The organism is Anoxybacteroides tepidamans (genome assembly GCF_014201465.1).
GTDB classification, from domain to species: Bacteria; Bacillota; Bacilli; order Bacillales; family Anoxybacillaceae; genus Anoxybacteroides; species Anoxybacteroides tepidamans.
In genome coordinates this window covers 37,190-62,582 of record NZ_JACHEP010000004.1, presented here as the reverse complement: position 1 = coordinate 62,582, position 25,393 = coordinate 37,190, and the positions used below count along the sequence as shown (strand labels likewise).

The 25,393-nt window shown below is 46.0% G+C and carries 26 protein-coding genes and 1 riboswitch; of the genes, 8 read left to right on the top strand and 18 right to left on the bottom strand.

Features of this window, described 5'->3' with window-relative positions:
- Positions 1–418 precede the first annotated feature (418 nt).
- From HNQ34_RS06265 to HNQ34_RS06250, 4 genes are all read right to left on the bottom strand, one after another.
- Complete coding sequence (locus tag HNQ34_RS06265) at positions 419–1,138, bottom strand: hypothetical protein (RefSeq protein WP_183252703.1); 720 nt, start codon at positions 1,136–1,138, stop codon at positions 419–421.
- A gap of 33 nt (positions 1,139–1,171) precedes the next feature.
- A riboswitch (cyclic di-GMP riboswitch) is annotated at positions 1,172–1,254 on the bottom strand.
- A 102-nt stretch (positions 1,255–1,356) separates the two neighbouring features.
- Entirely contained in the window at positions 1,357–2,139 is a 783-nt protein-coding gene (locus tag HNQ34_RS06260; protein WP_183252701.1) for a hypothetical protein, read from the bottom strand.
- A 138-nt stretch (positions 2,140–2,277) separates the two neighbouring features.
- Positions 2,278–3,609 carry a UDP-glucose dehydrogenase family protein gene (locus tag HNQ34_RS06255; protein ID WP_183252699.1) on the bottom strand — a complete coding sequence of 444 codons (1,332 nt, stop codon included), beginning with the start codon at positions 3,607–3,609 and terminating at the stop codon, positions 2,278–2,280.
- A gap of 261 nt (positions 3,610–3,870) precedes the next feature.
- Positions 3,871–5,094, bottom strand: a complete 1,224-nt coding sequence (locus HNQ34_RS06250) for a C40 family peptidase (protein ID WP_183252697.1) — start codon at positions 5,092–5,094, stop codon at positions 3,871–3,873.
- A 195-nt stretch (positions 5,095–5,289) separates the two neighbouring features.
- On the opposite strand from HNQ34_RS06250, the gene HNQ34_RS06245 reads away from it, so the two are divergent.
- Positions 5,290–6,870 (top strand): hypothetical protein, encoded by a 1,581-nt coding sequence (locus tag HNQ34_RS06245; protein WP_183252695.1) that lies wholly within the window; start codon positions 5,290–5,292, stop codon positions 6,868–6,870.
- Between the two features lie 359 nt (positions 6,871–7,229).
- Here the strand turns inward: HNQ34_RS06245 and HNQ34_RS06240 are convergent, their stop codons facing one another.
- Positions 7,230–7,715, bottom strand: coding sequence for a hypothetical protein (locus HNQ34_RS06240; RefSeq protein ID WP_312856103.1), 486 nt, complete (start codon positions 7,713–7,715; stop codon positions 7,230–7,232).
- A gap of 206 nt (positions 7,716–7,921) precedes the next feature.
- Here HNQ34_RS06240 and HNQ34_RS06235 point away from each other — a divergent pair, with 206 nt between their 5' ends.
- On the top strand, positions 7,922–8,332 hold the full coding sequence (locus HNQ34_RS06235; RefSeq protein ID WP_183252692.1) for a helix-turn-helix domain-containing protein: 411 nt from the start codon (positions 7,922–7,924) through the stop codon (positions 8,330–8,332).
- 118 nt (positions 8,333–8,450) lie between these two features.
- Here the strand turns inward: HNQ34_RS06235 and ssb are convergent, their stop codons facing one another.
- A complete protein-coding gene (ssb, locus tag HNQ34_RS06230; RefSeq protein ID WP_183252690.1) occupies positions 8,451–8,795 on the bottom strand; it encodes a single-stranded DNA-binding protein in 345 nt (114 codons plus the stop codon).
- Positions 8,796–9,074: 279 nt separating this feature from the next.
- Here ssb and HNQ34_RS06225 point away from each other — a divergent pair, with 279 nt between their 5' ends.
- Positions 9,075–9,518 carry a YwpF-like family protein gene (locus HNQ34_RS06225; RefSeq protein ID WP_183252689.1) on the top strand — a complete coding sequence of 148 codons (444 nt, stop codon included), beginning with the start codon at positions 9,075–9,077 and terminating at the stop codon, positions 9,516–9,518.
- Here HNQ34_RS06225 and HNQ34_RS06220 read toward each other — a convergent pair.
- The 5 genes from HNQ34_RS06220 to HNQ34_RS06200 all read right to left on the bottom strand — a co-directional run bounded on the left by HNQ34_RS06220 (position 9,498) and on the right by HNQ34_RS06200 (position 13,539).
- Entirely contained in the window at positions 9,498–10,040 is a 543-nt protein-coding gene (locus tag HNQ34_RS06220; RefSeq protein WP_183252686.1) for a class D sortase, read from the bottom strand. The genes HNQ34_RS06225 and HNQ34_RS06220 overlap by 21 nt on opposite strands.
- The gene (locus tag HNQ34_RS06215; protein ID WP_183252684.1) at positions 10,037–10,981 is read right to left on the bottom strand and encodes a processed acidic surface protein; all 945 of its coding nucleotides are present in this window, start codon (positions 10,979–10,981) and stop codon (positions 10,037–10,039) included. The genes HNQ34_RS06220 and HNQ34_RS06215 overlap by 4 nt, the downstream gene beginning before the upstream one ends.
- Before the next feature lie 81 nt (positions 10,982–11,062).
- On the bottom strand, positions 11,063–12,433 hold the full coding sequence (locus HNQ34_RS06210) for an aspartate kinase (protein WP_183252682.1): 1,371 nt from the start codon (positions 12,431–12,433) through the stop codon (positions 11,063–11,065).
- Positions 12,434–12,523: 90 nt separating this feature from the next.
- Positions 12,524–12,958 (bottom strand): DUF1284 domain-containing protein, encoded by a 435-nt coding sequence (locus HNQ34_RS06205; protein ID WP_183252680.1) that lies wholly within the window; start codon positions 12,956–12,958, stop codon positions 12,524–12,526.
- 74 nt (positions 12,959–13,032) lie between these two features.
- A complete protein-coding gene (locus tag HNQ34_RS06200; protein WP_312856102.1) occupies positions 13,033–13,539 on the bottom strand; it encodes a competence protein ComK in 507 nt (168 codons plus the stop codon).
- 227 nt (positions 13,540–13,766) lie between these two features.
- Between HNQ34_RS06200 and HNQ34_RS06195 the strand changes: the two genes are divergently transcribed.
- The 3 genes from HNQ34_RS06195 (at position 13,767) to HNQ34_RS06185 (ending at position 16,444) form a co-directional block, all read left to right on the top strand.
- The gene (locus HNQ34_RS06195) at positions 13,767–14,336 is read left to right on the top strand and encodes a hypothetical protein (RefSeq protein ID WP_183252675.1); all 570 of its coding nucleotides are present in this window, start codon (positions 13,767–13,769) and stop codon (positions 14,334–14,336) included.
- A 201-nt stretch (positions 14,337–14,537) separates the two neighbouring features.
- Positions 14,538–16,058 carry an aldehyde dehydrogenase gene (adh, locus tag HNQ34_RS06190; RefSeq protein ID WP_183252672.1) on the top strand — a complete coding sequence of 507 codons (1,521 nt, stop codon included), beginning with the start codon at positions 14,538–14,540 and terminating at the stop codon, positions 16,056–16,058.
- A 56-nt stretch (positions 16,059–16,114) separates the two neighbouring features.
- Positions 16,115–16,444 (top strand): DUF779 domain-containing protein, encoded by a 330-nt coding sequence (locus HNQ34_RS06185; protein WP_183252670.1) that lies wholly within the window; start codon positions 16,115–16,117, stop codon positions 16,442–16,444.
- 330 nt (positions 16,445–16,774) lie between these two features.
- On the opposite strand, the gene HNQ34_RS06180 is transcribed toward HNQ34_RS06185, so the two are convergent.
- The 4 genes from HNQ34_RS06180 to HNQ34_RS06165 form a co-directional block, all read right to left on the bottom strand.
- Entirely contained in the window at positions 16,775–18,373 is a 1,599-nt protein-coding gene (locus HNQ34_RS06180) for an MDR family MFS transporter (RefSeq protein ID WP_183252668.1), read from the bottom strand.
- A gap of 11 nt (positions 18,374–18,384) precedes the next feature.
- Positions 18,385–19,293: a TetR/AcrR family transcriptional regulator gene (locus tag HNQ34_RS06175; protein WP_183252666.1), complete on the bottom strand. Its 909-nt coding sequence runs from the start codon at positions 19,291–19,293 to the stop codon at positions 18,385–18,387.
- Between the two features lie 253 nt (positions 19,294–19,546).
- Entirely contained in the window at positions 19,547–19,702 is a 156-nt protein-coding gene (locus HNQ34_RS06170) for a hypothetical protein (protein WP_183252664.1), read from the bottom strand.
- 214 nt (positions 19,703–19,916) lie between these two features.
- Positions 19,917–20,792, bottom strand: a complete 876-nt coding sequence (locus HNQ34_RS06165) for an ROK family protein (protein WP_183252662.1) — start codon at positions 20,790–20,792, stop codon at positions 19,917–19,919.
- A 228-nt stretch (positions 20,793–21,020) separates the two neighbouring features.
- Between HNQ34_RS06165 and gloA2 the strand changes: the two genes are divergently transcribed.
- On the top strand, positions 21,021–21,404 hold the full coding sequence (gene gloA2, locus HNQ34_RS06160; protein WP_183252660.1) for an SMU1112c/YaeR family gloxylase I-like metalloprotein: 384 nt from the start codon (positions 21,021–21,023) through the stop codon (positions 21,402–21,404).
- 17 nt (positions 21,405–21,421) lie between these two features.
- Entirely contained in the window at positions 21,422–22,420 is a 999-nt protein-coding gene (locus HNQ34_RS06155; RefSeq protein ID WP_183252658.1) for a Gfo/Idh/MocA family protein, read from the top strand.
- Positions 22,421–22,434: 14 nt separating this feature from the next.
- Here HNQ34_RS06155 and HNQ34_RS06150 read toward each other — a convergent pair whose 3' ends face one another.
- From HNQ34_RS06150 to HNQ34_RS06140, 3 genes are all read right to left on the bottom strand, one after another.
- The gene (locus HNQ34_RS06150) at positions 22,435–22,875 is read right to left on the bottom strand and encodes a VanZ family protein (RefSeq protein WP_183252656.1); all 441 of its coding nucleotides are present in this window, start codon (positions 22,873–22,875) and stop codon (positions 22,435–22,437) included.
- Between the two features lie 231 nt (positions 22,876–23,106).
- Complete coding sequence (locus HNQ34_RS06145) at positions 23,107–23,826, bottom strand: GntR family transcriptional regulator (RefSeq protein WP_183252653.1); 720 nt, start codon at positions 23,824–23,826, stop codon at positions 23,107–23,109.
- A 136-nt stretch (positions 23,827–23,962) separates the two neighbouring features.
- On the bottom strand, positions 23,963–25,372 hold the full coding sequence (locus HNQ34_RS06140; protein WP_183252863.1) for a glycoside hydrolase family 1 protein: 1,410 nt from the start codon (positions 25,370–25,372) through the stop codon (positions 23,963–23,965).
- Positions 25,373–25,393 lie beyond the last annotated feature (21 nt).

Sequence of the window (25,393 nt, the reverse complement as noted above, 5' to 3'; positions counted from 1 at the left end):
TCTCCCTTCTTTATCTAAACTTTAGAGCAATGAAATAAAGATTAGTAATTTCATTGCCTAAAAGATTTAACTGGGGCAAAACATTCCTATTAACCTATCGCTAGGCAATAGTAGTAAATGGTGCGTATGTTGCTACATCTTGATGTTCTTTCCCCATCTCTCCACGTTTACTATAATAATACATTTTTCTTGTAATTTCTAGTCTTAAATACAAATTTTTTAGGCAATTCTCTTATCGAATCGATTACAAATTCATTACAAAACCATTACAAAACCATTACAAAATCACACACTATACATCTATACGCATTTTTTTTCAGAAATAGAACTTTTTTTGCGCATACGCATCAACCACATGGTCGATTTTACCATTATTTTCGAAAAATACGTGAACAAGAGCACCTAAATTTGGTGCTCATTACAACAAAGTAATTAACGCTTTTTTATTTTGCTGCATTTGTTCATCTAATGCTTTAATTTTTTCTTTTAATTTCTGAATCTCTGGTTGGTTCGTGCCAACTTTCTTTTCCAACGCGCGAATTTCATTTTTCACCGCTTTTAATTGGTTAGAAAGCGAAAGCAATTTGCCGATGAGCTCGTCAATTTGTTCTTGTTTTGCTTCTTCATCATCATTTTGATTCTCTGCCGGCTGATCGACAGAAGTCGTTGTTTGAGCGCCTGTAGAAGCTGGCGCTGTTGAATTTGTTGCCGGAGCGCTTGGTTGCGTCGGATCTGTCGGCGTCGCTGGCGCTGGCGTTGTTGAATCCGTTGGCGCTGGAGCTGTTTGCGTTGGATCCGCCGGCGTTACCGATGTTGAATCCGGTGTGGTTGATTGCGTTGGATTGGCCGGCTCGCTAAGCGCTTCGATGTCGGCTGTCACGCTGTTCATCCGCTCTTCGATTTTGCTCACTTTTTTATTCAATTCAGCCAATTTTTTCGCAAGCATTTTCTGCTCTTTTTTCTCTAGTTCCTGTTTTTTCTTATTTTCTTTTTTCTTCTCTTCTAGCTTCTTCACGACAAACTCGCTTTTTTCCGCATGCTTTGCTTTCGCTTCCCGCTTCCCGTCATATTTTGCGGCAAACGCAGGAGATGCGACAAGCATGGAAGCAAGTAAAATTGGCAACCCTTTTTTTAACATTACCATCCCTCCTTCTTCATTTTCTTGCTTGGTAATGGCAGCTGGCTGGCATAGGTTTCCCCGTAGCCCCTATAGCTTTGCGGCGCTAAGTTTCCTTAGCTGTGCCTTTGTGAATAATTGTACCACAATTTTCTTCCCATGGAAGCGAGCCAAAATCACTATTTTTCTAGCAAATCTATACAAGAATGAGAGGCCCGACCATGCGAACCTCTCCTCTTTTAGTCTATCTTTTTCACTTGAACGGAAAACGGGGCGCTCAGCTCTGTTCCTGTTACGTCATAGCGGCCATCTAGCAGCAAATCCGTAAAGCGAAATTGCCCTTGAAACTGTTCCAGGTCGTTCGCAATCGTAAACTGAAACTGCATATAATAGTCATCGTTATTGACGAGTTGTTCGGCCACCTTTTCGATTTCCGCCTGCGGCACATTGTATTGCTGCAAATACGAAATGGAGTTTAAAATTTGATCATAACGGTCATCGAAATACGCGCGCAATGTCACAACGTTTCCGTCCACCGTTCCTTCTACTGGGAGCGGGTCATTGTCCATGTAAAAATACCAGCCTGAAAGCTCGTTGCCGTCTTGTTTTTCAATGACAAAGGAAACACGTTCTTTGCCGCTAACGAGCTCATACTCCCCTTTTAACGCTTGTTTCACTAAGGAAGTGAATTGCTCCGCCGAGAGCGGAACGTATTGAATGTTAGTTGTTTTTTGGACGTACATGCCGCTGCCGACGCCGTAAAAAAGTGCACCTTGTACAGTTTTGCTGCTGTAGACGCGGTATTGTTGCCCTTTTTTCAATATTCGGACGACGTTCATTTTATTTTGTTTCCATTGGTAAAGTTCCGTGTTTTTCACCACGACTACTTTCCCGATCGTCCCTTTTTTCAATTCCATGTTGCCCCATAACACTTTCGCTTCGGCAACGCGCCCGCCCCAGCTGAAAACACCCGCCGCAACGACGAACATGATTGCAACACTCGTCAGCCATTTTCTCATCATCGTATTGACCCCCAAAACGTAATCATACATTTATTGTAAACGCATTGTTTAAAATAGGAAATACTTTTTTTCGTTATACTCACTCGTTTTCCATCTTCATAGCAAATCGCGAAAACAGAGACCTCTTGAGCTCCTGTTTCATTCCGTTTGATACACCCCAGCCAATACGGGCGCACGGCCGATGGAAATGTAAGTCACATGCGAACGTCTCGCTTCTTCAGGCGAATAGCAATTGCGGCCGTCTAGGACGATCGGCGTGCGCATATGTTCGCGGAACACGGAAAGCGGCGTTCGCTTAATTTCATCCCACTCCGTCACGATGAACGCCGCATCTGCTCCGCGAATCGCTTCGATGATCGCATCGGCATATTGAACCGACGGAGGAAAGTGTTTTTTGGCGTTATCAACCGCAATCGGATCGTATGCGACGACGGTTGCCCCTTCCCCGATGAGCTGGTTGGCAATGACAAGCGAAGCCGCTTCCCGCACATCGTCGGTATTCGGCTTGAACGCCAAACCGAGAAGCGCGATTTTTTTCCCGCGCAGGCAGCCAACATATTGTTTCGCTTTTTCAACCAACATCGACTGTTGCTTGTTATTCACTTGGATGACAGCTTCTAGCAATTCAAAACGGTGCTGCACGTTGCCGGCGATTTGCACGAGCGCTTTTGTATCTTTTGGAAAACAAGACCCGCCATAGCCGATCCCCGCTTGTAAAAACTGCGGACCGATCCGCTTGTCAAGCCCGATTCCGTAAGCGACATCGTCAATCGTCGCCCCCACTTTTTCGCATATGTTGGCTATTTCGTTAATAAAGCTAATTTTCGTCGCTAAAAAAGCGTTCGAGGCGTATTTAATCATTTCCGCGCTCGCCAAGTCCGTTTTCATCATCGGGATGCCTAGCGGTTCATATAACTTGGCGACGACAGCAACCGCCTCTTCGTCCTCTTTGCTTGCGCCGATGACGATGCGGTCGCCATAAAACCAATCATGAATCGCCGACCCTTCCCGCAAAAATTCCGGGTTCGATACGACGCTTATCCGCAAAAACGGCGGTTTCAACCGTTCCATCATTTGGCGGATTCGCTCGTTTGTTCCGACCGGCACCGTGCTTTTCGTCACGATAATGACGTCCTTTTCCATATTGCGCGCAATTGAACGAACCGCTTCTTCAATATACGTTAAATTCGCCGAACCATCTTCCTGTTCCGGCGTACCGACGGCAAGAAAGACGATATCCGCTTCCCCATACGCTTTTTTTTCATCCGCGGTAAAAGACAATCGCCCTGCGCTCATGTTCTTTTGGATTAATTGTTCAAGCCCTGGCTCGTAAATGGGGGAACGTCTTTGTTGTAATGCCGCTATTTTTTCTTTTTGAACATCAAAACAAACGACCGTCTGCCCCATTTCGGCTAAGCACGTTCCCGTCACTAGTCCGACGTATCCGGTTCCCGCTACTGCAATGTTCATTCCGTTGCTCCTCTCGTTACAGTGTGTTACGTCTATCTTACACGATTTTTCACACTTCTGTCAGATGTACAGTATTTCCATTTTGCAGTGTCTATTGTTTGTTTACGATGAAGAAAAGCGGAGGTGATGCAAGGTCGTTCTGTCTATGAACGGAGCGCATCACACCGATGGAGCTTGGAGCTGGACAGCGATTCAAGATTTTATGTTTTCTTATCATGAAACAAAAACGAACTGACTTTATAAAAAAGCCAGTCCATGCGCTTACCAATACCGCTTCGCCCCCATGTAGCGCGCGCTCCAGTATGGGCTGTTGAACGGGCTGATCGTCACGCCGGTGGAGCTGCCGCTATGGAGAAATTGATTGTTGCCGACATAAATGCCTGCATGGGAAACGGTCGAGCCTTCTGTTTGGAAAAAGACGATATCGCCAACGGCAGGAATATCGACGCTTGTGCCGGCGTCCCACATCGTCGCAACCGTGCGCGGGATCGTGATGCCTTGCTGCTGGAACAAATAGACGATCAAGCCGCTGCAGTCAAATCCAGTTTCCGGCGTTTGGCCGCCCCATACGTACGGTTTGCCTAACAGCGGGGCAGCATCGGCGACGAGTTCAATCGGGTCGAATTTTTTTGCAGGTGCTTGTGCGGCAAGGCGCGTATATGTTTCGTCATCGACCATTCCCGTTACTTGCAATTTTGCGCTCTGTTGAAACTTTTTCACCGCTTCGGCTGTCGCTTGTCCAAAATAGCCGGTGATTTCCGGATACGTAAAATAGCCGAGCTGCTTAAGCTTCGTCTGCACTTCTTTCACTTTATCGCCGCTTGCGCCGATCGTTAAAAAGATGGCTGGCTGCGTGGAAACCGGCTGCGCCTTTTTCGCGAGCGCCTCCCCTAGTTTCGCCAGCGTCGTGCGATCGGCGACACCCGTAATCGGCAGCCCTGCATCTTTTTGAAACTTTTTCACCGCCTCTCGCGTCACCGTGCCGAAATAGCCAGTCAGCTGCGGATACGTAAAATAGCCGAGCGTTTGCAGTTGCTGCTGAAGCGTTTTGACCGCTTCACCGGACGCTCCAAGTTTCGATTCCGCCGCTGATTTCGCTGTTGACGAAGCGACTGTGTTCGTATTGGTCGCAAGCTGCGTCGTTTGTTTCATTGCCGGTTTAGCCGATGTCTTTACCGCTTGTTTTGCCGCCGGTTTCGCCACCGCTTTTAAGGCGGCATACGTTTTCTCATCGACAACGCCTGTCACCGGCAAGCGAGCAGACGCTTGAAATTTTTTCACCGCCGTTTCCGTAATCGCGCCGAAATAGCCGGTGGCGGTTGGATATGTAAAAAAGCCTTTCGCTTTTAGCAGCTGCTGTACTTCTTTAATTTGCGGATGGCTCATGCCGAGTTTCCATTCTGCAGCTTTCCCTTCTGCCGGAATCATCAATAACGCCGAAGCAAAAGCGGATGTCATCATGATCTGTTTCGCTTTCCACTGCATCATTCTCCCTCCTTCGACCGTTCGCCATGTCGAAAAAAGGAATCCAACATGTGAATTCTTTTTTTCGGCTGGCGCTATTTCTAGTATACTGAAACTTTCTTTTTCATTGGAAGAGACTTTTGTTATAATTTTGTAGAAGGAAATGTGAACATAGCTAAAATAAGAGATAGGAACGATAGGAGAGGATGACAACAATTGTTGCAAACGAGTTTGCCAAAAGCGATCTTGAATGAAACCGCCAGCCAATTCCAACAAGAAATGGCCTTTCCTTTTTATGAAAATGCGATGAAAAAAGGATTGAAGTTATACCGGGAAGGCTTCGTCTATAACGCCGCTTTATTAGACGACGGCCTCGTGCAAGCGAACGTGCTCGATCGGCAAATATACAAGCCCATCTTGGATTTAACCGATCTTCCGCAAAGCCATTGCGAATGCAGCAGCTCTTACATTTGCCCGCACATTTTTGCGCTCTTTTTTTATTTGTACGCCAACGTCGGTTCAGTCGGAGAGCTCGTGCGCAAATGGAATATAAAACGAACATCCGTGGCACCGAAGCTTCCAAAAGCGAGCGAAGTCGTTCAGCCGTCCGCTTCCGTCCATGATTGGGTGAAGCGATTTGAGCATTTTTACGACCAGTTTTTACAAAATTACCGTACGATCGACTATTGGTTCGCCCATCATTTGTGCTATCGATTTTTTCCGTCTTTGCTAGAAGGAGTACCTTATGCCGGCATAGAGAAGCGGCTCTACGACCTTCACGCCGCGCTCTTTACGTTTTGCCGCCTCGTGGAATCCGGTGAACAGTTCCAACGCATTTCTTATCAACGCTCCTTTTGGGAGTCGGCGATATCAGATTTTGTCGGCGTCATCCACAACAAATGCAGTTCCTTTTTGAACAAGCCGGCACCAAATGCGTCATTGTTGGACGAAAGCCGCAAATACGTGCGCAACGTATTGTTTGCTAGTGAAGGATTTATGGCCATGCGCATTCGCGTGTACCAAATGGTGTGGAATGCGCTGTTCCGCGGCGAAACGTGGTGCGAAAAAGAACAAGAAGCGCTGCAAAAGCGACAAGAAGAGTCTTCTTTTGCGGATGAATGCCTGCTCGCCTTGGCACATCTCGCCTTTCTCCGTGGCCGTGACGAAGAAGTATCGGCGCTTTTAAAAGATGTACGCGTTGCAGCGATTCCCTACGTGCTTCATTGGATGAGGGAGCTGGCTCTTGCCGGCCAATGGACGCGCATGAAAACGTGGTGGGAGCTATGTATGAACAGCATAAATTTGCTCTTCGCTTCCTCACATTATTACAAAGCGGAAGTAACGAGAGAATTGCTCTATTTATCGGAACGATATACGCATGCAACGGGAGACCAGAAACATAATGAAACGATTTTACGGGCGCTGCTTCCTTACAGCGCTTCTCAATATAGCCACTTTTTAATGTCAAGCAAGCAATATAAAAAATGGGTCGATTTGCATTTAATCGCCGGTATCGAAATTGAAGAAATCCATCGCTCGTTTTTAACAACGATCGAAAAACACGATCGCTCATTATTGCTTCCGCTTTATCATCGCGGCGTGCAAAAAATGATTCAAGCAAAAAACCGGCCAAGTTATAAACAAGCCGTCCGCTATTTAAAGAAGCTGCGCACGTATTACCGCGCGCTAGGGCGCTACGATGTGTGGCTAGTATACCGTGAAAAACTGCTAGAGAAAACGAAACGGCTTCGCGCCTTTCACGAAGAAATGCAGAAAGGAAAGTTGCTTCATGATTAATACACGTACGCTCATGTGCCGTTGGCTCGATGCGAAAAATGCTTTTTCCTTTATAGCAACGCTCCTTTAGGCATATAGAAGCCCATCGCTTTTTCATGGCATGAAGGAAGCTTTTACAGGACGCTTTTGCCGGCCAAAAAAAAATCGGAAAACATAAAGGAATGCTGTTATCTCGGCAGGAAGCGGTCAAACAAACGCCCCTTACATTAAAAATAATTTAAACAAATGCAGGCGTGTTGATTAACCAATAAAAACCAGTTGACATCGCTCTATTCCTAGCTTTTCTGCCGTTGTCGGCAAACGAACGCATCCGCAACATATAAAAAGGGGTACCTCGCATGACTGTTGGGATATCCCTTTTACCGCCTTTCTCTCGCCGGCAACATGCAAAAATACGATACTTGCTTATTTGTGCAAATATAGAGCGATTGAAGGATGCGATAAATAAGCTGTCTTTCAATTGCAAGGAGTTCATTTGTGTAGAGGAGTACATACTTTCGTTGAAGGTCGTTCCATTCATAAGAGGTAATTGCTATCGTCCGTTTTTTCAAATCAAGCTTTATGATAAACATATACAGCTGATTGACCGATTTAAACAAAAAATATAATTGCGCATGTTCTTGGCATTGAATCGTCCGAAAGCAAGCTTCTCCGTCCATGACCACAAACGTTTCTTTTTCCCGTTTCAAAAATCGGAGCGAATCGGCAAAGCTCGCCGCTGCAATCTTCGAAAGCCTGACAGAAAACGGATTTTTCATCTCTTTCACAAACACGCTATACGTTTGGTAACTGCGCCTTTCCGGCTTCCTCTCACTCACGACTAAATTCGCTAGATAAATATTCACATCGATCCCTCTCTTTTATCAGTAAATATTTATCATTTATTGTATATTTTAACACTTTTGCTCAGTCTACGAAAGTTGTCAGCTGTTCAATTTTGTTCTTTTTTAGAACAAATATTTTTTTGTTCAAAAAACGAACCGATTCTTCTACCACAATTTCATATTTTTTATATATTGTTATAATTTTTATGGAATTGTGGTGAACAAAAATGACAAAGCTTGCCGACCATTTAAAATATTTGCGAAAACAACGAAATTGGACGCAAGAAGATGTAGCACAACATCTCAATGTGTCGCGCTCACAAATTAGCAAATGGGAAAACGGGGAAATGCTGCCTGATTTACAATCAATAGAAAAATTAAGCGAACTATATGATGTGAGCATCGACTTTTTAGTTGGAAAACGGACAAACAAAAAAGAATTATTGCGGGAAGTGAGCCGCATTTACCAAACGGACGCTGTCGATGAAAAAATGCTTGATATTATTGACTACTTAAAGCAAAACCCCGACATCGAGCAGGCGATTCATTCGCTTGCGCAGCTGCCAGCGAAAAAACGAAAGCATATCGAATCCGCCATCACAACGATCATTCAAGAATTTTTGCGCGCCATCGACTAGCACCACAGAGCAAAAGAAAGCGCCAACCGCATGCGGCTGGCTACCATTTGAGGGGACAATTGAGGCTATTTAATTTCTCTATAGAGAGGGAAACTAGGGGAAAAGAAAGAGAAAGGACTTACTCTTGCGCCACCCACGCATTGGTTTTTCCGCCCATGAAACGGACCGATTCGGCCACCACTTCCGTCACATACACCCGTTTGCCGTCTTGGTTTTCATAATTTCTCGTTTGAATCCTTCCCATCACGCCAATGATCGATCCTTTCCGACAATAATGGACCGTATTTTCGGCCACCTTCCGCCAAAGGGTGCAATGGACAAAATCGGTGTCAATGACTCCTTCCGCATTGCGAAAATGGCGGCTCACCGCCAGTGTCACATTGGCGACTGCTGCTCCATCGGCGGTATAGCGAAGCTCCGGATCTTTCGTCAACCGCCCGACAAGCACGACTTGGTTGATCATCCCATCCCTCCCCTCCTTTCGGTTTCGTCGCACTTCTATCATAAATAATCGCCGATTCCCTCGTAAAATGGCGATTTTTGAATTTTCGGCTCTACTTTTTTTGACAATGAACTGTAGAGATAGACAAAAAACGTCAACAACTAACAATAAAATTTAATTTTGGCATCTTTCATTCATTTTTCTCGCAAACACCTTGAAAACTTGTCTGACGGCCCATTTTCCCTTTCCAATACGGTTATGCTATAATTTTTCGTAAGACAATGTTGACGAGGTGATATGATGAAAACCTTCAAGCTTGTGGGGCTCCAAGTCGTACACGGCGATGTACACCAAGAAGAAATTCCGCTCATTGACGGGCTTATCATCAATAAAGAGGATGGAAAAAACCGCTGGCTTATTGAAACATATATCGATAAACGATACGAACCTTTATTTACGGAACTGCAAAAAGATCATAACGAATTCCGCCTCCAAGTGATCATTTCCGACATTAACAACGATCCAGCCAACATGATCGCCTCAGTAAGGTCGATCACGCCGCTGAACAATCACTTGAGCGTATTGATGGACGGTCTGCTCGTCCGCAACAAAACAGATTTGGCCGAAACTGTATTGGCTGGACTCGTTGAACAAGGGCTGCAAGGAGAAGCGCTCTTGAAGGAATTTAAACATCAGCTGCACGAACGCCGCGGCGGCAAACAATCAACGCTGAACGGACGCTAACTGCGCGACGAGCACGTAGCGTTGCTTCGCATCACCGACCCAATGAAATGGATAACAAGTCGTGACCGTTAACGTCGGCCGCGGCTTTTCGACGATAACGGTGCGATCGTTTTCCGAAACGATGCGCACCTTTTTTACGTCATATACAAATCGGCCGAGTTTCGTCTCGACCACTAATTGATCCCCGACACCGACTTGCCCTAGTTTGCGAAACACCGTATCGCGATGTCCGGATAGAACGACGTTGTTCGGCTGTCCGGGCATCGCGCTTTTCGGATAATGCCCGACTCCTTTTCGCAATTCGTTCTCGCTCGCTCCATGATAAATCGGTAACGAAGTATAAAGCTTCGGAATGAAAAGCGTCCCGATTCGCTCCCCGAGCTTCGGCGCTGGAGAAATCGCATGCGTTCGGTCCTCGAGCGGGAGCGGCTTGACTGGGCGAAATCCTTGCCAGTAACAATAACCGTTCCAGACAGTCAAAAAAAGGCCGATAGCGACAAGCAAAAAACCGGACTTTCTCATTGAACCGCCCTCTTTCGGGCATAAAGCAAAATGCCGCCGAGCATCAGAAGCAGCCCTGCCATCATGTTTCGCACATACGGCGAAGCAGTGTTCGGCATTTTTTCTCCGAGCAGCTTTCCTTTCATTTCGTGCGCCATCTTTCCGACAGCCAGCAAATCTTTTTCCGCATGAAGAATGAATGTTGTCATATTTGCGCGTTTCGGCAGTTGCAGATCGATGACCCGTTCTCCTTCTTTGTTGGACAGCGTAATAAGCAAATCGCGTCCATCTGGCGAAGCGGTTGCTGCAAGCTGATCCGCCGATACGTGCTCCATTTGCCCGATCGTTACAAAATAAAAGTCCGATTGCAGCCCGATCGCATCGAGCAGTTGCTTCCAAATTGCGATCGCTTCTTTCCGGCGCTTCGCTGCATCGCTTTCCGATGACAGCCGATCGACGCGTGCGCTCAACGCATCAAGCTGCTGGAGCATCGTTTCGTCACGAAGCGACATCATATGGTCAAAAAAGCGCTTCGCTTCGTCTTCCGTAAAGCCAAGCGAAGAAAGCCTATCGTTGATCCGCTGCATGCGCTCGTTATGGCGCATATAAAAATCCACTGCTGTCCGCAAATCGTTCATAAACGTATAATCTTGCACCGTTTCACCGAATTGCCCAAGCAGCGCCTCCAACTCTTCTTCCGTCAAATGGTAGCGCAGCAACAGTTCGGTCAGCCCTTCTTCCGTCACGGGATCGCCAAGCCATCGCTTCAACTCCTCCATCGTCGAAAAATCGGCAAGCGTTCGGTCATACATCGATAAATAACGCCGCAAATCGTCCACCGTCCAACCGAACTCGCTTACGTATTGCTGCAACTCGCGCTCGTTCATTGGCGTCAGCGCCTGTGCAGGCGTGTTCGTATAAAAAACGAACCATACTAAAATAAAAGTCATTATTTTTTTCATGTCAGCTCCTCCATTGACAACATTTGTACAATGGTAGTATTTTCTTCTTTTTCCCTTCTTATGTAAAAAACCACTCCCTTTTTAAGAGAGTGGCTGTTTGGAATGGAAATATGCTTCGTATAACGCCCGCACTGCCTGGTCGACGACATTCTCTTTTACGCCAAACATCATGCTCACTTCCGACGAACCTTGGTTGATCATTTCAATATTGATATTAGCTTTGGCAAAGGCCGCTGTCGCTTTCGCGGCGACCCCGACAGCGCGCTCCATGCCCTCGCCGACGACCATAATGAGCGCCAAACCGTATTCAATTTGAATATCATCCACTTGCAGTTCTGTTTGAATGCGGTCGATAATGCGTTGCTCTTTTCCTCCTTCCAATTGATTCGCCCGCAAAATGACCGACATGTTATCAATCCCTGACGGCGTATGCTCATACGAAATGCCTTCATCTTCTAAAATTTGCAGGAGCTTTCGGCCAAAGCCGATCTCGCGGTTCATTAAATATTTGCTGACGTTAATGCTGCAAAAGCCGGTGTCGCTGGCAATGCCGGCGACCGGTTCGTCTCGATGGTCTCGGTGGGCGACGATCCATGTTCCCGGCGCTTCCGGGTTGTTCGTGTTTTTTACGCATACCGGAATGCGCGCTTTATAGACCGGCTCTAACGCTTCATCGTGAAACACGGAAAAACCGGAATACGACAGCTCGCGCATTTCGCGATATGTAATTTCTTTTAATTGGCGCGGATTTTCAACGATTGACGGGTTGACGCAATAAATCGAGTCGACGTCAGTAAAGTTTTCGTACACATCTGCACCGACTCCGGCCGCGACGATCGAGCCGGTAATATCCGAACCGCCGCGCGGGAACGTGACAATATGCCCAGTTAGCGAATAACCGAAAAATCCCGGGATGACTAAAACGCCGGAGCGATGTTTAAGTTGTTGCAGCTTTTTATATGATTCTTGTAAAATTTGCGCATTGCCCGGCTCATCGGTAACGAAAATGCCGGCATCAAGCGGGCTGACATAATGTGCATTCAACCCGATGCTCTGTAAATACAATGCCATTAATTTTGCGTTATTGTCTTCGCCACTCGCTTTAAGCGCATCCATAAGGCGATCACGATCGTGGCGATAGTTTTCAATTTTTTGCCGCAAATCGGCTTTGATTTGCTCCATCAACTTAGAAGCGGACAATTCCAATCCTCGCGCAATATCCGCATACCGCTCAATGACCGCTTCAAGCACGTGCTCATATGCTTCTCCACGCACCACGGCTTCGCCAATCTGAATTAATAAATCGGTCATTTTTGTGTCGGTTTTGTATCGCTTTCCTGGAGCGGACACGACAACTATGCGGCGCTCCACGTCAGATTGCACAATATGCGCCACTTTGCGAAATTGCTCGGCGCTGGCGACAGAGCTTCCCCCGAATTTTGCTACTTTCATGTTCCATAACCCTTTCTTTTTTAAAAATCGCTTATATGTTATCATACCACACTTTTTGGAAAGGGGAAGCAGCAATTTCTGATAATTCGATCATTTTTGTTGCACATTTCCTGATCGCAAGTTGGCGATTCCTTCTTTGCATACCCCGTATTGGAGCCACGAACAGTTCGCGCACAAACGGTCTAAATCGTCCGGCCGCACTTTTTGGGCGGTAAGGCGAAGCAATTCCGATTTTAAATATATTTCGTTTTCTTCAAGGCCAAGGTGTTCAAGCACTCTCCGATCCATCGACACGACATGTTCATTCGAATTTGGGTCCGCTTGGCACGTCGATTCGCCGTGGTGCGGACAAGAAAAACACGCCTCATCAAGCGCGACCACGACTTGAATCGGAACATCTTTTTCTTCATTGCGAATATCTTTGACGATTTCCCACATTTTTTCGACAAACGACGGGCTGTATCCCATGCCGCGAAACCCGTGTACACATAATAAATGATGTCCTCGCAGTCGCAACGGTTTCAATTTCCTTTCTCCTCTCACGATCTTTTATTCTTTCATTATATGCCAAAAAACTGTCTCAATGTACGAGACAGTTTTTAGAAAAGCCGCCATAACGGAAATTTTTGCTCAATCACTTTATAAATGCCGCAGCGCGTTTCCATCGTGTAATACAGCAGCGTCGTTTTGGCCCGCCGCGCTTCAAGCGTATCTCGGTGTACATCAATGATGAGGGAAGTACCGTTTGTGAGAGTCACTTTTGCCTTTTTTTGTTTGTACGGTTCGATATAGTGGATATGTCGTAAAGCAAGCCAAAAACATTTGTCGCTTTCTGGGGAGCAAGTCGGTATCATGTACAATCGCAAAGAAGTGCAAACAGAAATCGGAACCATTTGCTTTAAGCCAAGGATCAATTTTGCTGCCTCTAATCGACCTTCATATGCGCAACCGTAATAAATGCAGCTATGTTCGACAATTTGCCGCGGCGACTTTTCGATCGTATACGTCGCATTCGTTTCGTGGACGATTGTACACAACTGTCCTCTCTCGTTGTACATCGGCTCGAGCGCTTGCGTATCTTCGCGGATTTCGTAATGCCCTTTCACTCCCATTCCCCCTCACTCACCATTTTATACCATAATTTTAGCACATATGTTCGTATCTCAAAAGAGAAATTTTTTATTTTTTCTATCTATTACAAAAATTTTAAATATAGAATGATTTTTGTTATTAAAGAAAAATTATTCCTATCTACAAATGGCCGCTATTGACTTCTTGCCGATGGCAGTGGCATTCTAAATGTACATACTACATATAAGGCAGGGACTGATCGATGGAAGTAGCAAAAGAAGAAATCGCGCAAGTATTATCTGTACTGCTTCACCAGCTCATAAACGATTGGACAAAAGAAAAAATTCATTCCGATGTGCTCGAAGTTATTATGAAAATGCGAATTGACAGCGCGAATGAAGCTGAATACATGCGCGTCTTGCTGGCAAATGTCGCCTTCGCGACGGAATCGACGTATGCGCTGCAACAAATTTTTCAGACGGTGCTTACAAACCGCACGTTTCCGACGGCTACTGCGGTCGAAGCGATGTTAACAGAGGCGCAAACGCGCATTCAAGGCGAGCTGCCAAACATCGTCGGCCGCTACGAAACGCATTTTGCGCAAATTGCGGACCAAAAAGAGCGCAAGCAACAGCTCGAGCGGTCGTATTGTGCCGTTTTAATCGCCAACCGCATTAAAACGGATTTCATTTTAAGCTTTATTCACGAACAAAATCAAGACATGATGAAAGGATTTTTTGATGCCGAACCGAACGATGTATTAGAAGCGTTCCATCATTTAAGCGGCGCCTATGCAAATTTTCTGTTAGATGGGCTTGAACTCAAGTACTAAAGCTAGCGATCGCTAGCTTTTTTTTCACAAAACAGTCATATTTTACGAAGCAGGTGAGTATAATCTATATCGAACGTAGATTGGTAGTTTTTTTGACAAAAACGTTAACAAATGCTATCATTTTTATTGCAGGAATTTTCTAAATATTTTGTATACGATTCGTTTGTAAGCGTATACATGTCAAACAAAGGGGGAATTTAAATGATTTATGCTCAACCTGGACAGCCTGGTTCGCTCATCACGTTCAAGAAACGATATGAAAACTTTATTGGCGGCCAATGGGTGCCACCGGTAGACGGCGAGTATTTTGAGAACATTTCTCCTGTAACGGGACAGGTTTACTGTGAAGTCCCTCGCTCCAAAGCTGCCGACATTGAATTGGCATTAGACGCAGCGCATGCAGCAAAAGACGCTTGGGGACGCACATCGGTCGCCGAACGGGCGCGCATTTTAAACAAAATCGCCGACCGCATGGAAGAAAACTTGGAAATGCTTGCGGTGGCCGAAACATGGGAAAACGGCAAGCCGATTCGCGAAACGCTCGCAGCCGACATTCCTCTTGCGATTGATCATTTTCGCTATTTCGCTGGCTGCATTCGCGCTGAAGAAGGCACTTTAGCCGAATTGGATCATGATACTGTCGCTTATCATTTCAAAGAACCGCTCGGAGTCGTCGGACAAATCATTCCTTGGAACTTCCCGATTTTAATGGCCGCATGGAAACTCGCTCCCGCTCTGGCGGCTGGAAACTGCGTCGTGTTAAAACCGGCAGAACAAACACCGACATCCATCCTTGTGCTGATGGAACTTATCGCAGATCTTTTGCCAAAAGGAGTCGTCAACGTCGTCAACGGATTCGGTCTTGAAGCCGGGAAGCCGCTCGCGTCAAACCCTCGCATCGCGAAAGTGGCGTTCACCGGCGAAACGACGACAGGGCGCTTAATTATGCAATATGCATCGCAAAACATCATCCCAGTCACGCTTGAACTCGGCGGAAAATCGCCAAACATCTTCTTTGCTGATGTCGCGGCAAAAAACGATGAATTTTTCGATAAAGCGCTCGAAGGATTTACGATGTTTGCGTTAAACCAAGGCGAAGTGTGCACATGCCCGTCCCGCGCTCTCATTGAAGAATCAATTTATGACGTGTTTATGGAGCGGGCGTTAGAGCGCGTCAAACAAATTAAGCAAGGCAATCCGCTCGATACAAGTACGATGATCGGCGCGCAAGCATCTTCTGAGCAGCTTGAAAAAATCTTGTCCTACATTGACATCGGCAAGCAAGAAGGAGCTGAACTTCTCATCGGCGGTGAACGCAATTTCTTAGAAGGCGAGTTAAGCGGCGGATATTACGTCAAGCCAACCGTCTTTAAAGGACATAATAAAATGCGCATTTTCCAAGAGGAAATTTTCGGACCAGTCGTGTCGGTCACGACGTTCAAAGATAAAGACGAAGCGCTCGCGATCGCCAACGAAACGTTGTACGGCTTAGGCGCCGGCGTTTGGACGCGCGATATCAATACCGCCTATCGCTTCGGCCGCGGCATTCAAGCAGGACGCGTCTGGACGAACTGCTATCATGCATATCCAGCCCATGCAGCGTTTGGCGGCTACAAACTGTCCGGCATCGGCCGTGAAACGCACAAAATGATGCTTGAGCATTACCAACAGACGAAAAACTTGCTTGTCAGCTATTCGCCAAAGAAATTAGGATTCTTTTAAAATCAACAAGGCAGCGCGCAATTGCACGCTGCCTTTTTTAGAAAGGAGTGGAAATGATGCAGCCGAAAGTCATCGCCACCGATGCGGCGTTGCAGTTAATCGAAAAATTGAAGGCGAAACACGGGCCGCTCATGTTTCATCAATCGGGCGGGTGCTGTGACGGAAGTTCGCCGATGTGCTACCCGCAAGGAGAGTTAATTGTCGGGGATTCGGATGTGCTTCTTGGCGAAATCGGCGGCTGTCCGTTTTATATCTCCGCCGCCCAATACGAGTATTGGAAGCATACGCAGCTCATCATCGACGTCGTCCCTGGCAGAGGCGGCATGTTTTCATTAGAAGGACCGGAAGGCGTGCGTTTTTTAACAAGATCGCGAGTGTTTGATTGACATAGGACGCTTGCTTCGTTGTTGAAAATCACAATTCAGTTTAGTGCTGATAGGGATACTAACATTGATCGTCACGATGGTCGTCTATATAAACAAAAAGAAATAACCGTCCCCCTCGACCAAAGGTATGACGGTTATTTCGCTGTCAAAACTTAAAGGTCAGCCGCTCTTCTTGCGGCATGTGGCTGCTTCGGCTGAGCGTTCGCAGCGCTCAGTCTTTTTTATTTTACGAAATATCTGCTTATATTATACAAATGACGTAGCTCGTTTTGCAAGGATAGGGATTGACACGATCGATAAAAAATAGAGAGCCAGCTCTCTAAATCGACATCACGCACTTTCTTTCATTCTCCGGCTCTGTTCGGAGAGGGTAATTTTACGCAATACGAATGTTAACACCGCTCCGCAGGCGACAAAGACAAGCCCGAACGTAAAGACGGAATGGAGCGAGTCGACAAGCGACTGTTTTAAAATTGGCACGAGCGCATTTTTCATCTGCGCCGGCATGCTTGCCATTGCTTTCGGGCTTAATAATGCCGAATATAAACTTTGCGGATTGTCGTGAATCATATGCGAAAACTGATCGACCATCGCTTTCGCCTGCGGTGGAAGTCCCTTTAATAGCGGCATCAACCGGTCTTCGAGCAGCGTGCTTGACCGGTGGTTCATCACCGCTCCTAAAATCGTCATCCCGAACGTACCGCCAATGGAACGGAAAAATTGGCTCGACGATGTCACCACGCCCATTTCTGATTTCGGGAACGTTTCTTGTAACACGAGCGTCAATAACGGCATGACAAGTCCGACACCAAGCCCGAGCACAATCATATAAAGCGTCGCTGTCCACCGCGTCGTATCCGTATCCATCGTGCCGAGCAATCCTAATCCAGACGCCATAATAACCATGCCGGCAATCAACTGCGTTTTTACCCCGATTTTATATACCATTCGTCCACCGACAATGCTGCCGATAATCATCGTAATCATCATCGGAGTCATAATCGTCCCTGACTGTGTTGCGCTGACGCCGACAACCCCTTGCATAAATAGCGGAACGAACATAATCGCACCAAACATGCCGACGCTCATTAAAAAGCCAATGCCGTTTAACACGACAAACGTGCGGTGTTTAAATAAATGAATCGGCAACACCGGCTCCTCCGCTTTTCGTTCCACGAAGACAAACGCGGTTAAAAAGAGCGCTGACATCACAAACAAGCCGATAATTTGCCATGACGTCCACGCGTATTTATCACCGCCGAACGTCAACGCCAGCAATAAACTGACGACGCCGACGACCATCGTAAACATACCGGCAATGTCAAATTTGACCGCCCCTTTCGCTTCGTGCTTACTCAAGCCCATCGCAATAAAAATCGTCGCTAAAATGCCGACAGGAAGGTTAATGTAAAACACCCATTCCCAGCTTAAATGGTCGACGATCCAGCCGCCGATTTGCGGACCTAAAATCGAGGCCAGCCCGTACAAGCCGCCAAACACACCTTGCCATTTCGCCCGCTCTTTTCCGGTAAACAAATCGCCGATAATAATCATCGCCATCGGCATCATAATGCCGCCGCCAATGCCTTGCATGCCGCGGTAAATAATGAGTTCGGTCATATTACCAGCCATGCCGCAAAGCGCCGAGCCGGCCATGAAAATAATTAACCCCGATACGTAAATGACTCTCCGCCCTAATAAGTCCGCTAATTTTCCGGCGATCGGCACAACGGTCGTTGACGTGAGCATATAAGCGGTCGTCACCCACGTCATGACGCTTAACCCGCCGAGTTCGCCGACGATGCGCGGCATCGCCGTTCCGACAATCGTCCCGTCGAGCGCACCGAACAACATCGCAATCATTAACCCCGTAATTAATAAATGGCGATGCTTAATGCTTGATATTGGCAATGCAGCTGTTTCTGACATCTTATCTTCCCCTATCTATGATGATTTGCCATATACTCATGAACAATTTCCGTTAACGAGGCAATGGCTTCTGATAACAGTTGAATATGTTGGCTTTCGATATACAATAAAATCCCTTTGACGACGTACTCCCTTGGGGTTGATTGTTCGTTCGCAAATTCCGCCTCTAACGTGTCGAGCGCGGCATGCAGCTGATGATGCGTTTTTTTGTCTAACGTAAGCGATGATACCTTTTCTTTTAGGCGTTCGATTTGGGCAATGATTTGCGTTTTTCGCTCATGCCGTTCCCGCTCTTCTATTTCTGTGAAGCAGCGAATCATTTCTTTTTTCAGCAGCGGCTCTTCATGCGCTGCAAAATGAACGACGATCGCATCGATTCGCCGCACGATAAACTGAGCAATATCTTCGGCGCGAAGCATGTTCGAATAAAACATCATATAAAAGACATATTCGCGCAAAGCACCGTTTAAGATCGCAGCTACGTCAAAGACGTGCTTTTCAATTTTTTCGCCATATACGTCGATCAGCCGCTCGCAATACCAATTAAACATACGCGCGCGCTGCGCAAATAAATAACGTTGAATATTCTCGTTAATTTTTGGCAGCTGTTCGGCCATCATCATTTGGAAAAATTCTTTTTGCGAAACGATGCCTTCGATTTGCATCGCTATTTGTCGGATAAACCATTTTTTTTCTGATTCACCTTCTGGCTTGTCGTTCATAAATTGCGAAAATAGCTTTTCAAAATGGTGCTTCACAATGGAAAGCATGAGATCTTCTTTTGAAGAAAAATGGTGGTAAAACGCTCCTTTAGAAATGCCCCACGCTTCGACAATATCTTGAATCGATGTGGCATGATACCCTTTTTCCGCAAATAGTTTCATTGCGGTTTCAATAAAGCGAACTTTCCGATGCGTCATTTTCTCTCCTCTCCTAGATCAATATAAATGCCATTTGGAACTTTAACGTTTTCGTCTTTTATGGAGTAATCGGTATGTTTCGACTGTCGAGTGGCCGAACAACACCGCTTCCAGACAAATACATTTGTCTGTGAAGCGGTTTCCTCTGTCACGCAAAGGCGTGACGAAGGCAAGTCTGTGACTTGCCTTCGTCAGTCGAAAAAATAGGGAGTCTACTTTTTTGTCCGCCATAAGTTAAACCTCCCAGTTGTATTTATAAAGAAATACTATGACTAGACGAGCACGGTTTCTCCAACGCCTGTTGATGGACGAACCACTTCACGCGCGGCTTAACAAGCTCCGCATCAACCCCATGTTTCCGAAGCTGTTCGACGATTTGTTTAAGCGGCTGTTTTTGCCAATCTTTCATGAAAAAACACCTCAATTTTTACACGATTGACCGTATAGTCATTTTTATTATAACCATATTTTAAATATTTATCAACAACAATGGTCATAAAAATAATTGACCAATAAGTCATAATTTAACCAACAATCTATGACCATTTAGTCAAATTTTGATTCCTCAATAAAATCAAAATGACCGTTCGCTGCCAGCACAGCAAGAACGGTCATTTTTCTCCCTATTCATCTAACGCTTGTTTCGCTAGCGCAAGCGCTCCGCAAATGCCGGCATTATCGCCTAGCCCCGGAAGGACAATATAATCATCAATATGCTGTAAAATCGCCTCATGCTGTACGTATCCGTTCAAACATTCGATGACATGACGGCGGACGTTCGGCAATAATTGCAGCTGCTTCATCACACCGCCGCCCACAATGACTTTTTCCGGTGACAAAATTAAAATGTAATGGGCGATCGCCTGCCCTAAATAAAACGCTTCTAATTCCCATACGTCGCTACGCTCTGCTAGCTCTATCCCCTTTTTCCCCCAGCGCTTTTCAATCGCAGGGCCTGACGCCATTCCCTCTAGGCAATCGCCGTGGAACGGGCAACTTCCGGCAAATGCATCGTTCGGATGGCGGCGGACGAGAATGTGTCCCATTTCTGGATGAAGCAAACCGTGCAACAACCGGCCTTCGACAATCGCTCCGACGCCGATTCCGGTTCCGACCGTCATATAGATGCAGCTGTTTTTCCCTTGCGCTGCTCCCCATAACTGTTCGCCTAACGCGGCTGCATTCACATCAGTATCGAAGCCGATCGGAACGTTGAAATATTTTTTCATTTCGCCGACAAAATTGAAATTTGCCCAATGCGGCTTCGGCGTGCTTGTAATATAGCCGTATGTTGCGCTATTTTTATTTAAGTCTACCGGCCCGAACGTTCCGATGCCGATCGCTTCAAGTTCATATTGGCTGAAAAAGTCGATCACATGGCGCATCGTTTCGTCTGGCGTTGTCGTTGGAAACGTCACGCGTTCATGCACATTTCCCTCGCGGTCTCCGACAGCGCAAACAAATTTCGTTCCACCTGCTTCAATCGCTCCAAGATACATGCTTCTTCCTCGCTTTCTTTCGGATCGTTACATATTTCATTGTACCATAATGCGGGAGAGCGTGGATGAATGTTCGATATCATCATTTAACTATAAACGATTATACATTATGAAAAAACTAGTGAAGCGATGTATAATGAATAGTATCATTTATTTTTTTGTCTGAGGGAACACGGTTCGTCCATTCCGCCGGATCAGTAGCAATTGGCGTAGCATAGGAGGAAAATCATGCATTTTTCACGACTTCATCATATCGCCATCATTTGTTCCAATTATGAACGGTCAAAGCATTTTTATACGAACGTACTCGGGTTTCGCATCCTTCATGAACAGTACCGCTCTGAGCGCAAGTCGTATAAATTGGATTTGCAGGCGGGAGATGTGCAAATCGAATTGTTTTCGTTTGAACAGCCGCCGAAGCGACAAAGCGAGCCGGAAGCGTGTGGGCTGAGGCATCTCGCTTTTGCCGTTGAAAATATCGACGCGGCCATCGCTTATCTTGAAAGCTACAACATCGCAGTCGAGCCGATCCGCCTCGACCCGATCACTGGAAAACGGTTTACGTTTTTCCGCGATCCAGACGATTTACCGCTTGAGTTATATGAAACATAAACAAGGAGTGGATCCATATGATTAAACTCGCCACAATCGGAACGAACTGGATTACGCAAGAATTTTTGAATGCCGCGAAAAGCATACCCGATCTTATTTTAACGGCCGTCTATTCCCGTACCGAGGAAAAAGCGAGGGAATTTGCCGCAAAAGTCGGAGCGGAACGGGCGTTTACGAGTTTAGAAGAAATGGCAAAAAGCCCGGATATCGAGGCGGTGTATATCGCCAGCCCGAACTCGCTTCATGCCGAGCAGGCGATCCTTTTAATGAATCACGGCAAGCACGTGTTATGCGAAAAACCGCTCGCTTCGAACATAAAAGAAGTACAAGCGATGATCACAGCAGCGCAACAAAACGGCGTTGTATTGATGGAAGCGATGAAAACGACACTTCTGCCCAACTTCCAAGCGATTCGCCATCATTTGCCAAAAATCGGAAAAGTGCGACGCTATTTTGCTAGCTATTGCCAATACTCGTCGCGCTATGATGCGTATAAACAAGGCATCATTCTAAACGCCTTTAACCCCGCTTTTTCGAACGGGGCGTTAATGGACCTTGGCATTTATTGCATTTATCCGATGGTTGTGTTATTCGGGAAGCCGCAATCGCTCAAAGCGAACAGCGTCATGTTAGAGTCCGGCGTCGACGGCGAAGGAAGCATCGTCCTCAACTACGGCGATATGGATGCGGTGGTGATGTATTCGAAAATTACAAACTCCTACATTCCTTCTGAAATTCAAGGTGAAGAAGGAAGCATCGTCATCGATGCGATCCATACGCCAACGAAAGTCGAAATCCGCTATCGCGACGGCCGGACAGAAGACATCACTGTGCCGCAAGAGCAGCACCCGATGTATTATGAAGCGCTCGAATGGGCCGAACTCATTCGCAGCGAAAATCGTGAATCTGAAACAAATTCGCATGCGCATTCGCTCCTTGCGGCGGAAATTATGGAAGAAGCGCGGAAACAGACAAGAATTCTTTTCCCAGCTGATCAAAACCCCCTCTGCCCGTAACGCAGAGGGGGGGTTTACGAAGGAGCGCGCACCCGTTTCCATCGCCGTACGCTCCAAACAAGACATAAAGCAAGCAACGCCCCGCATGCATCGATAAGCACATCGGAAAACAGCGCCGTCCGGCCCGGTTCAAACGATTGGTGCCATTCATCAGTTGCCGCATACAGCGTCGCAAAGCTCCAAGCGCCAATATAAGCCCAGCGTCGAGGAGCAAGCGCCTTAAAGACAAGTGCCGCCAAAATCCCAAACGCCGATAAATGCGCCGATTTCCGCACGATAAAATTGAGCGGCGACGCCGTTTCGTCCCCTTCTCCTTGCGCAAACGGCCAATAGGCAAGCATATGACGAATAATTTGCTCTGTATTCTTCCCTGTAAAAAACGAAAACTCGCTAAAACTATAAATGACGAGGCACCAGATGACAACCAAGCCCCACCAAAACTTGTTGTTGTTCATTGCAATCTCCTACACACAATTGTTTAAAATAATTATAAAATGATATTGATTTTAAAAAATAATCGTATATAATTAGACTTACATTCCACTGACGAAGGAGGATCAAACGATGACACCGGTCATTTGCCCGCAATGCGAACAGCCCGCCCGCCGGCTTAAACATTCTCTTTTATGCCGATGCGGCTTTAAGCTTATCAGCGCAAAAGGGAATAGAAAAAAGTGACAGGGAGTCTATTTGCTTCGGCGAATATTGACGGTCGTAAATACAAATTTGTCGTAACGATGTCTCGAAAACGAATATTCAAACGGAACGCCGTTGTTTAAAAACCCTACTTGCTCGACTTCTAAAATCGGATCGTCCGGGGCGCATTGCAAATACTTTTGATCGAGTTCCGTCGGTTTCGATGCCCGGATTTTCCGGTGGCACCCTGCAATCGTTAAGCCGAGCGTATTCGTAATATGGTTATAGATCGAAGAATGAAGGACGTCTTCATTCAAATCGCGAATAAGCGGTGTCGGCATGTACGTCCGCTCAATTACATACGGTTCATCTTCCACAATTCGAAGACGAATAATATGGTAAACAGGAGTAGTCAAATCGATCGATAATTGTGCTGCTACTTCTTCGGAAGGGAACGAAACTTCAAAGCGAATAATTTTGCTCGTAATTTTTTTTCCTTTTAATAAATTCGTCAATCCTAGATTTTCTTCGCTTGTAACATTGACTAAATCATTATGGGCCGCTGATTTCACGATAAATGTGCCGTGTCCCCGCTTCCGGTACAACAGCCCTTCCATCACTAAAATATCGAGCGCTTTTTTCATCGTCATTCGGCTGCAGGAAAACTCTTTCGCCAGCGACAGTTCATCGGGAATCGGCTCGTCAAGCGAATAAACCCCTTCTTTGATTCTGTTTCGTATTTCGTTCGAAATTTGTTCGTATTTAAACATTTCATTATCACCTGATTCTTTCGTCATAAACTTAGTTCGTGTTCATTGTAAAACGTTCGTTCTAATGATTGCAACCTTTTTCTTCCTTATTTAATTTGGTTTCGAATAAGAAAAAAAGATGGTCTTAGACCACCTTTTAAAATCCGTTATTTTGTGCAACTATCTTAAACCAATACCCGCTTTTTTTGATTGTTCGTTCTCGATTTTTGTCTAAATTTACAGATACAAGTCCGTAGCGGTTTTTGTAAGCATTTGTCCAAGACCAGTTGTCCATAAACGTCCATAAATGATACCCTTTGACGTTTGCACCTTCTTGAATCGCTTGATGCACCCATTTCAAATGCTCGCGAATAAACTCGATGCGGTAGTCGTCATGGATCATGCCTGCTTCATCACGGAAACGCTCTTCTCCTTCAACCCCCATTCCGTTTTCCGAAATAAAGCATTCAATATTTCTATAATTTTCCTTTATGTTCATTAAAATATCATAAACGCCTTTTTCATAAATTTCCCAGCCGCGATATGGGTTCATTTTTCGGCCCGGCATCGCATAATAATCGAAAAACCATTCCGGCATAAACGGTGCGTGTGGGTTCGGCAAATGTTCTTTCGCCTTCACTCGCCGCGGCTGATAATAGTTAATGCCTAAAATGTCAATCGTGTTTTCTTTAATCAACTCTAAATCGCCTGCTTCAATTGTCGGCAAGTATCCGTATTCTTTTAAAAGGGCTACTAGTTCTTTCGGATATTCGCCTTTAACAGCCGGATCTAAAAAGCTGCGGTTGAAAAATAGATCGGCAATATGCGCGGCTTTGACATCTGCCGGATGCTGGCTACGCGGATAAGACGGCGTTAGATTTAAAATAATGCCGATTTTTCCATCTTTTATTTGGCAGCTTCGAAACACTCGAATCGCTTTCGCGTGGGCTACGATCGTATGGTATGCCACTTGAACCGCCCGGCGAAAATCGACAATGTTCGGATAATGGAAGTCGTATAAATATCCTCCTTCTACCGGCACGATCGGTTCGTTATGGGTAAACCATTTCTTGACCCGATCACCAAATAGTTCAAAGCATATTTTCGCATATCGCGCATACGCATCAATGACTTCGCGGCTTTCCCAGCCGCCGATTTGCTGCAACGAAAGCGGCATATCAAAATGATACAAGTTCACAAACGGTTCAATGTCGCATGCAAGCAATTCATTGATCACATCGTTATAAAACCGAATCGCTTCTTCATTCACTTCTCCTGTTCCGTCCGGAATGAGCCGCGACCACGAAACGGAGAACCGAAACGAATTGTGCCCCGTTTCTTTCATAAGCTGAATATCTTCCTTATAACGATGGTAAAAATCAGATGTGATTTCCGGCCCTACTCCATCAAAAAAGCGATGTGGCTCTTTTTCATACCAATAGTCCCAAATATTCAATCCTTTTCCGCCTTCACGCGCAGCTCCTTCAATTTGCGTCGCCGAAGTGGCGCTTCCCCACCAAAAACCTTCCGGAAAGCGAAACTGCAAATGTTGTTCTGTTTCTTGCATCGTTTTCATCCCATCGATCAC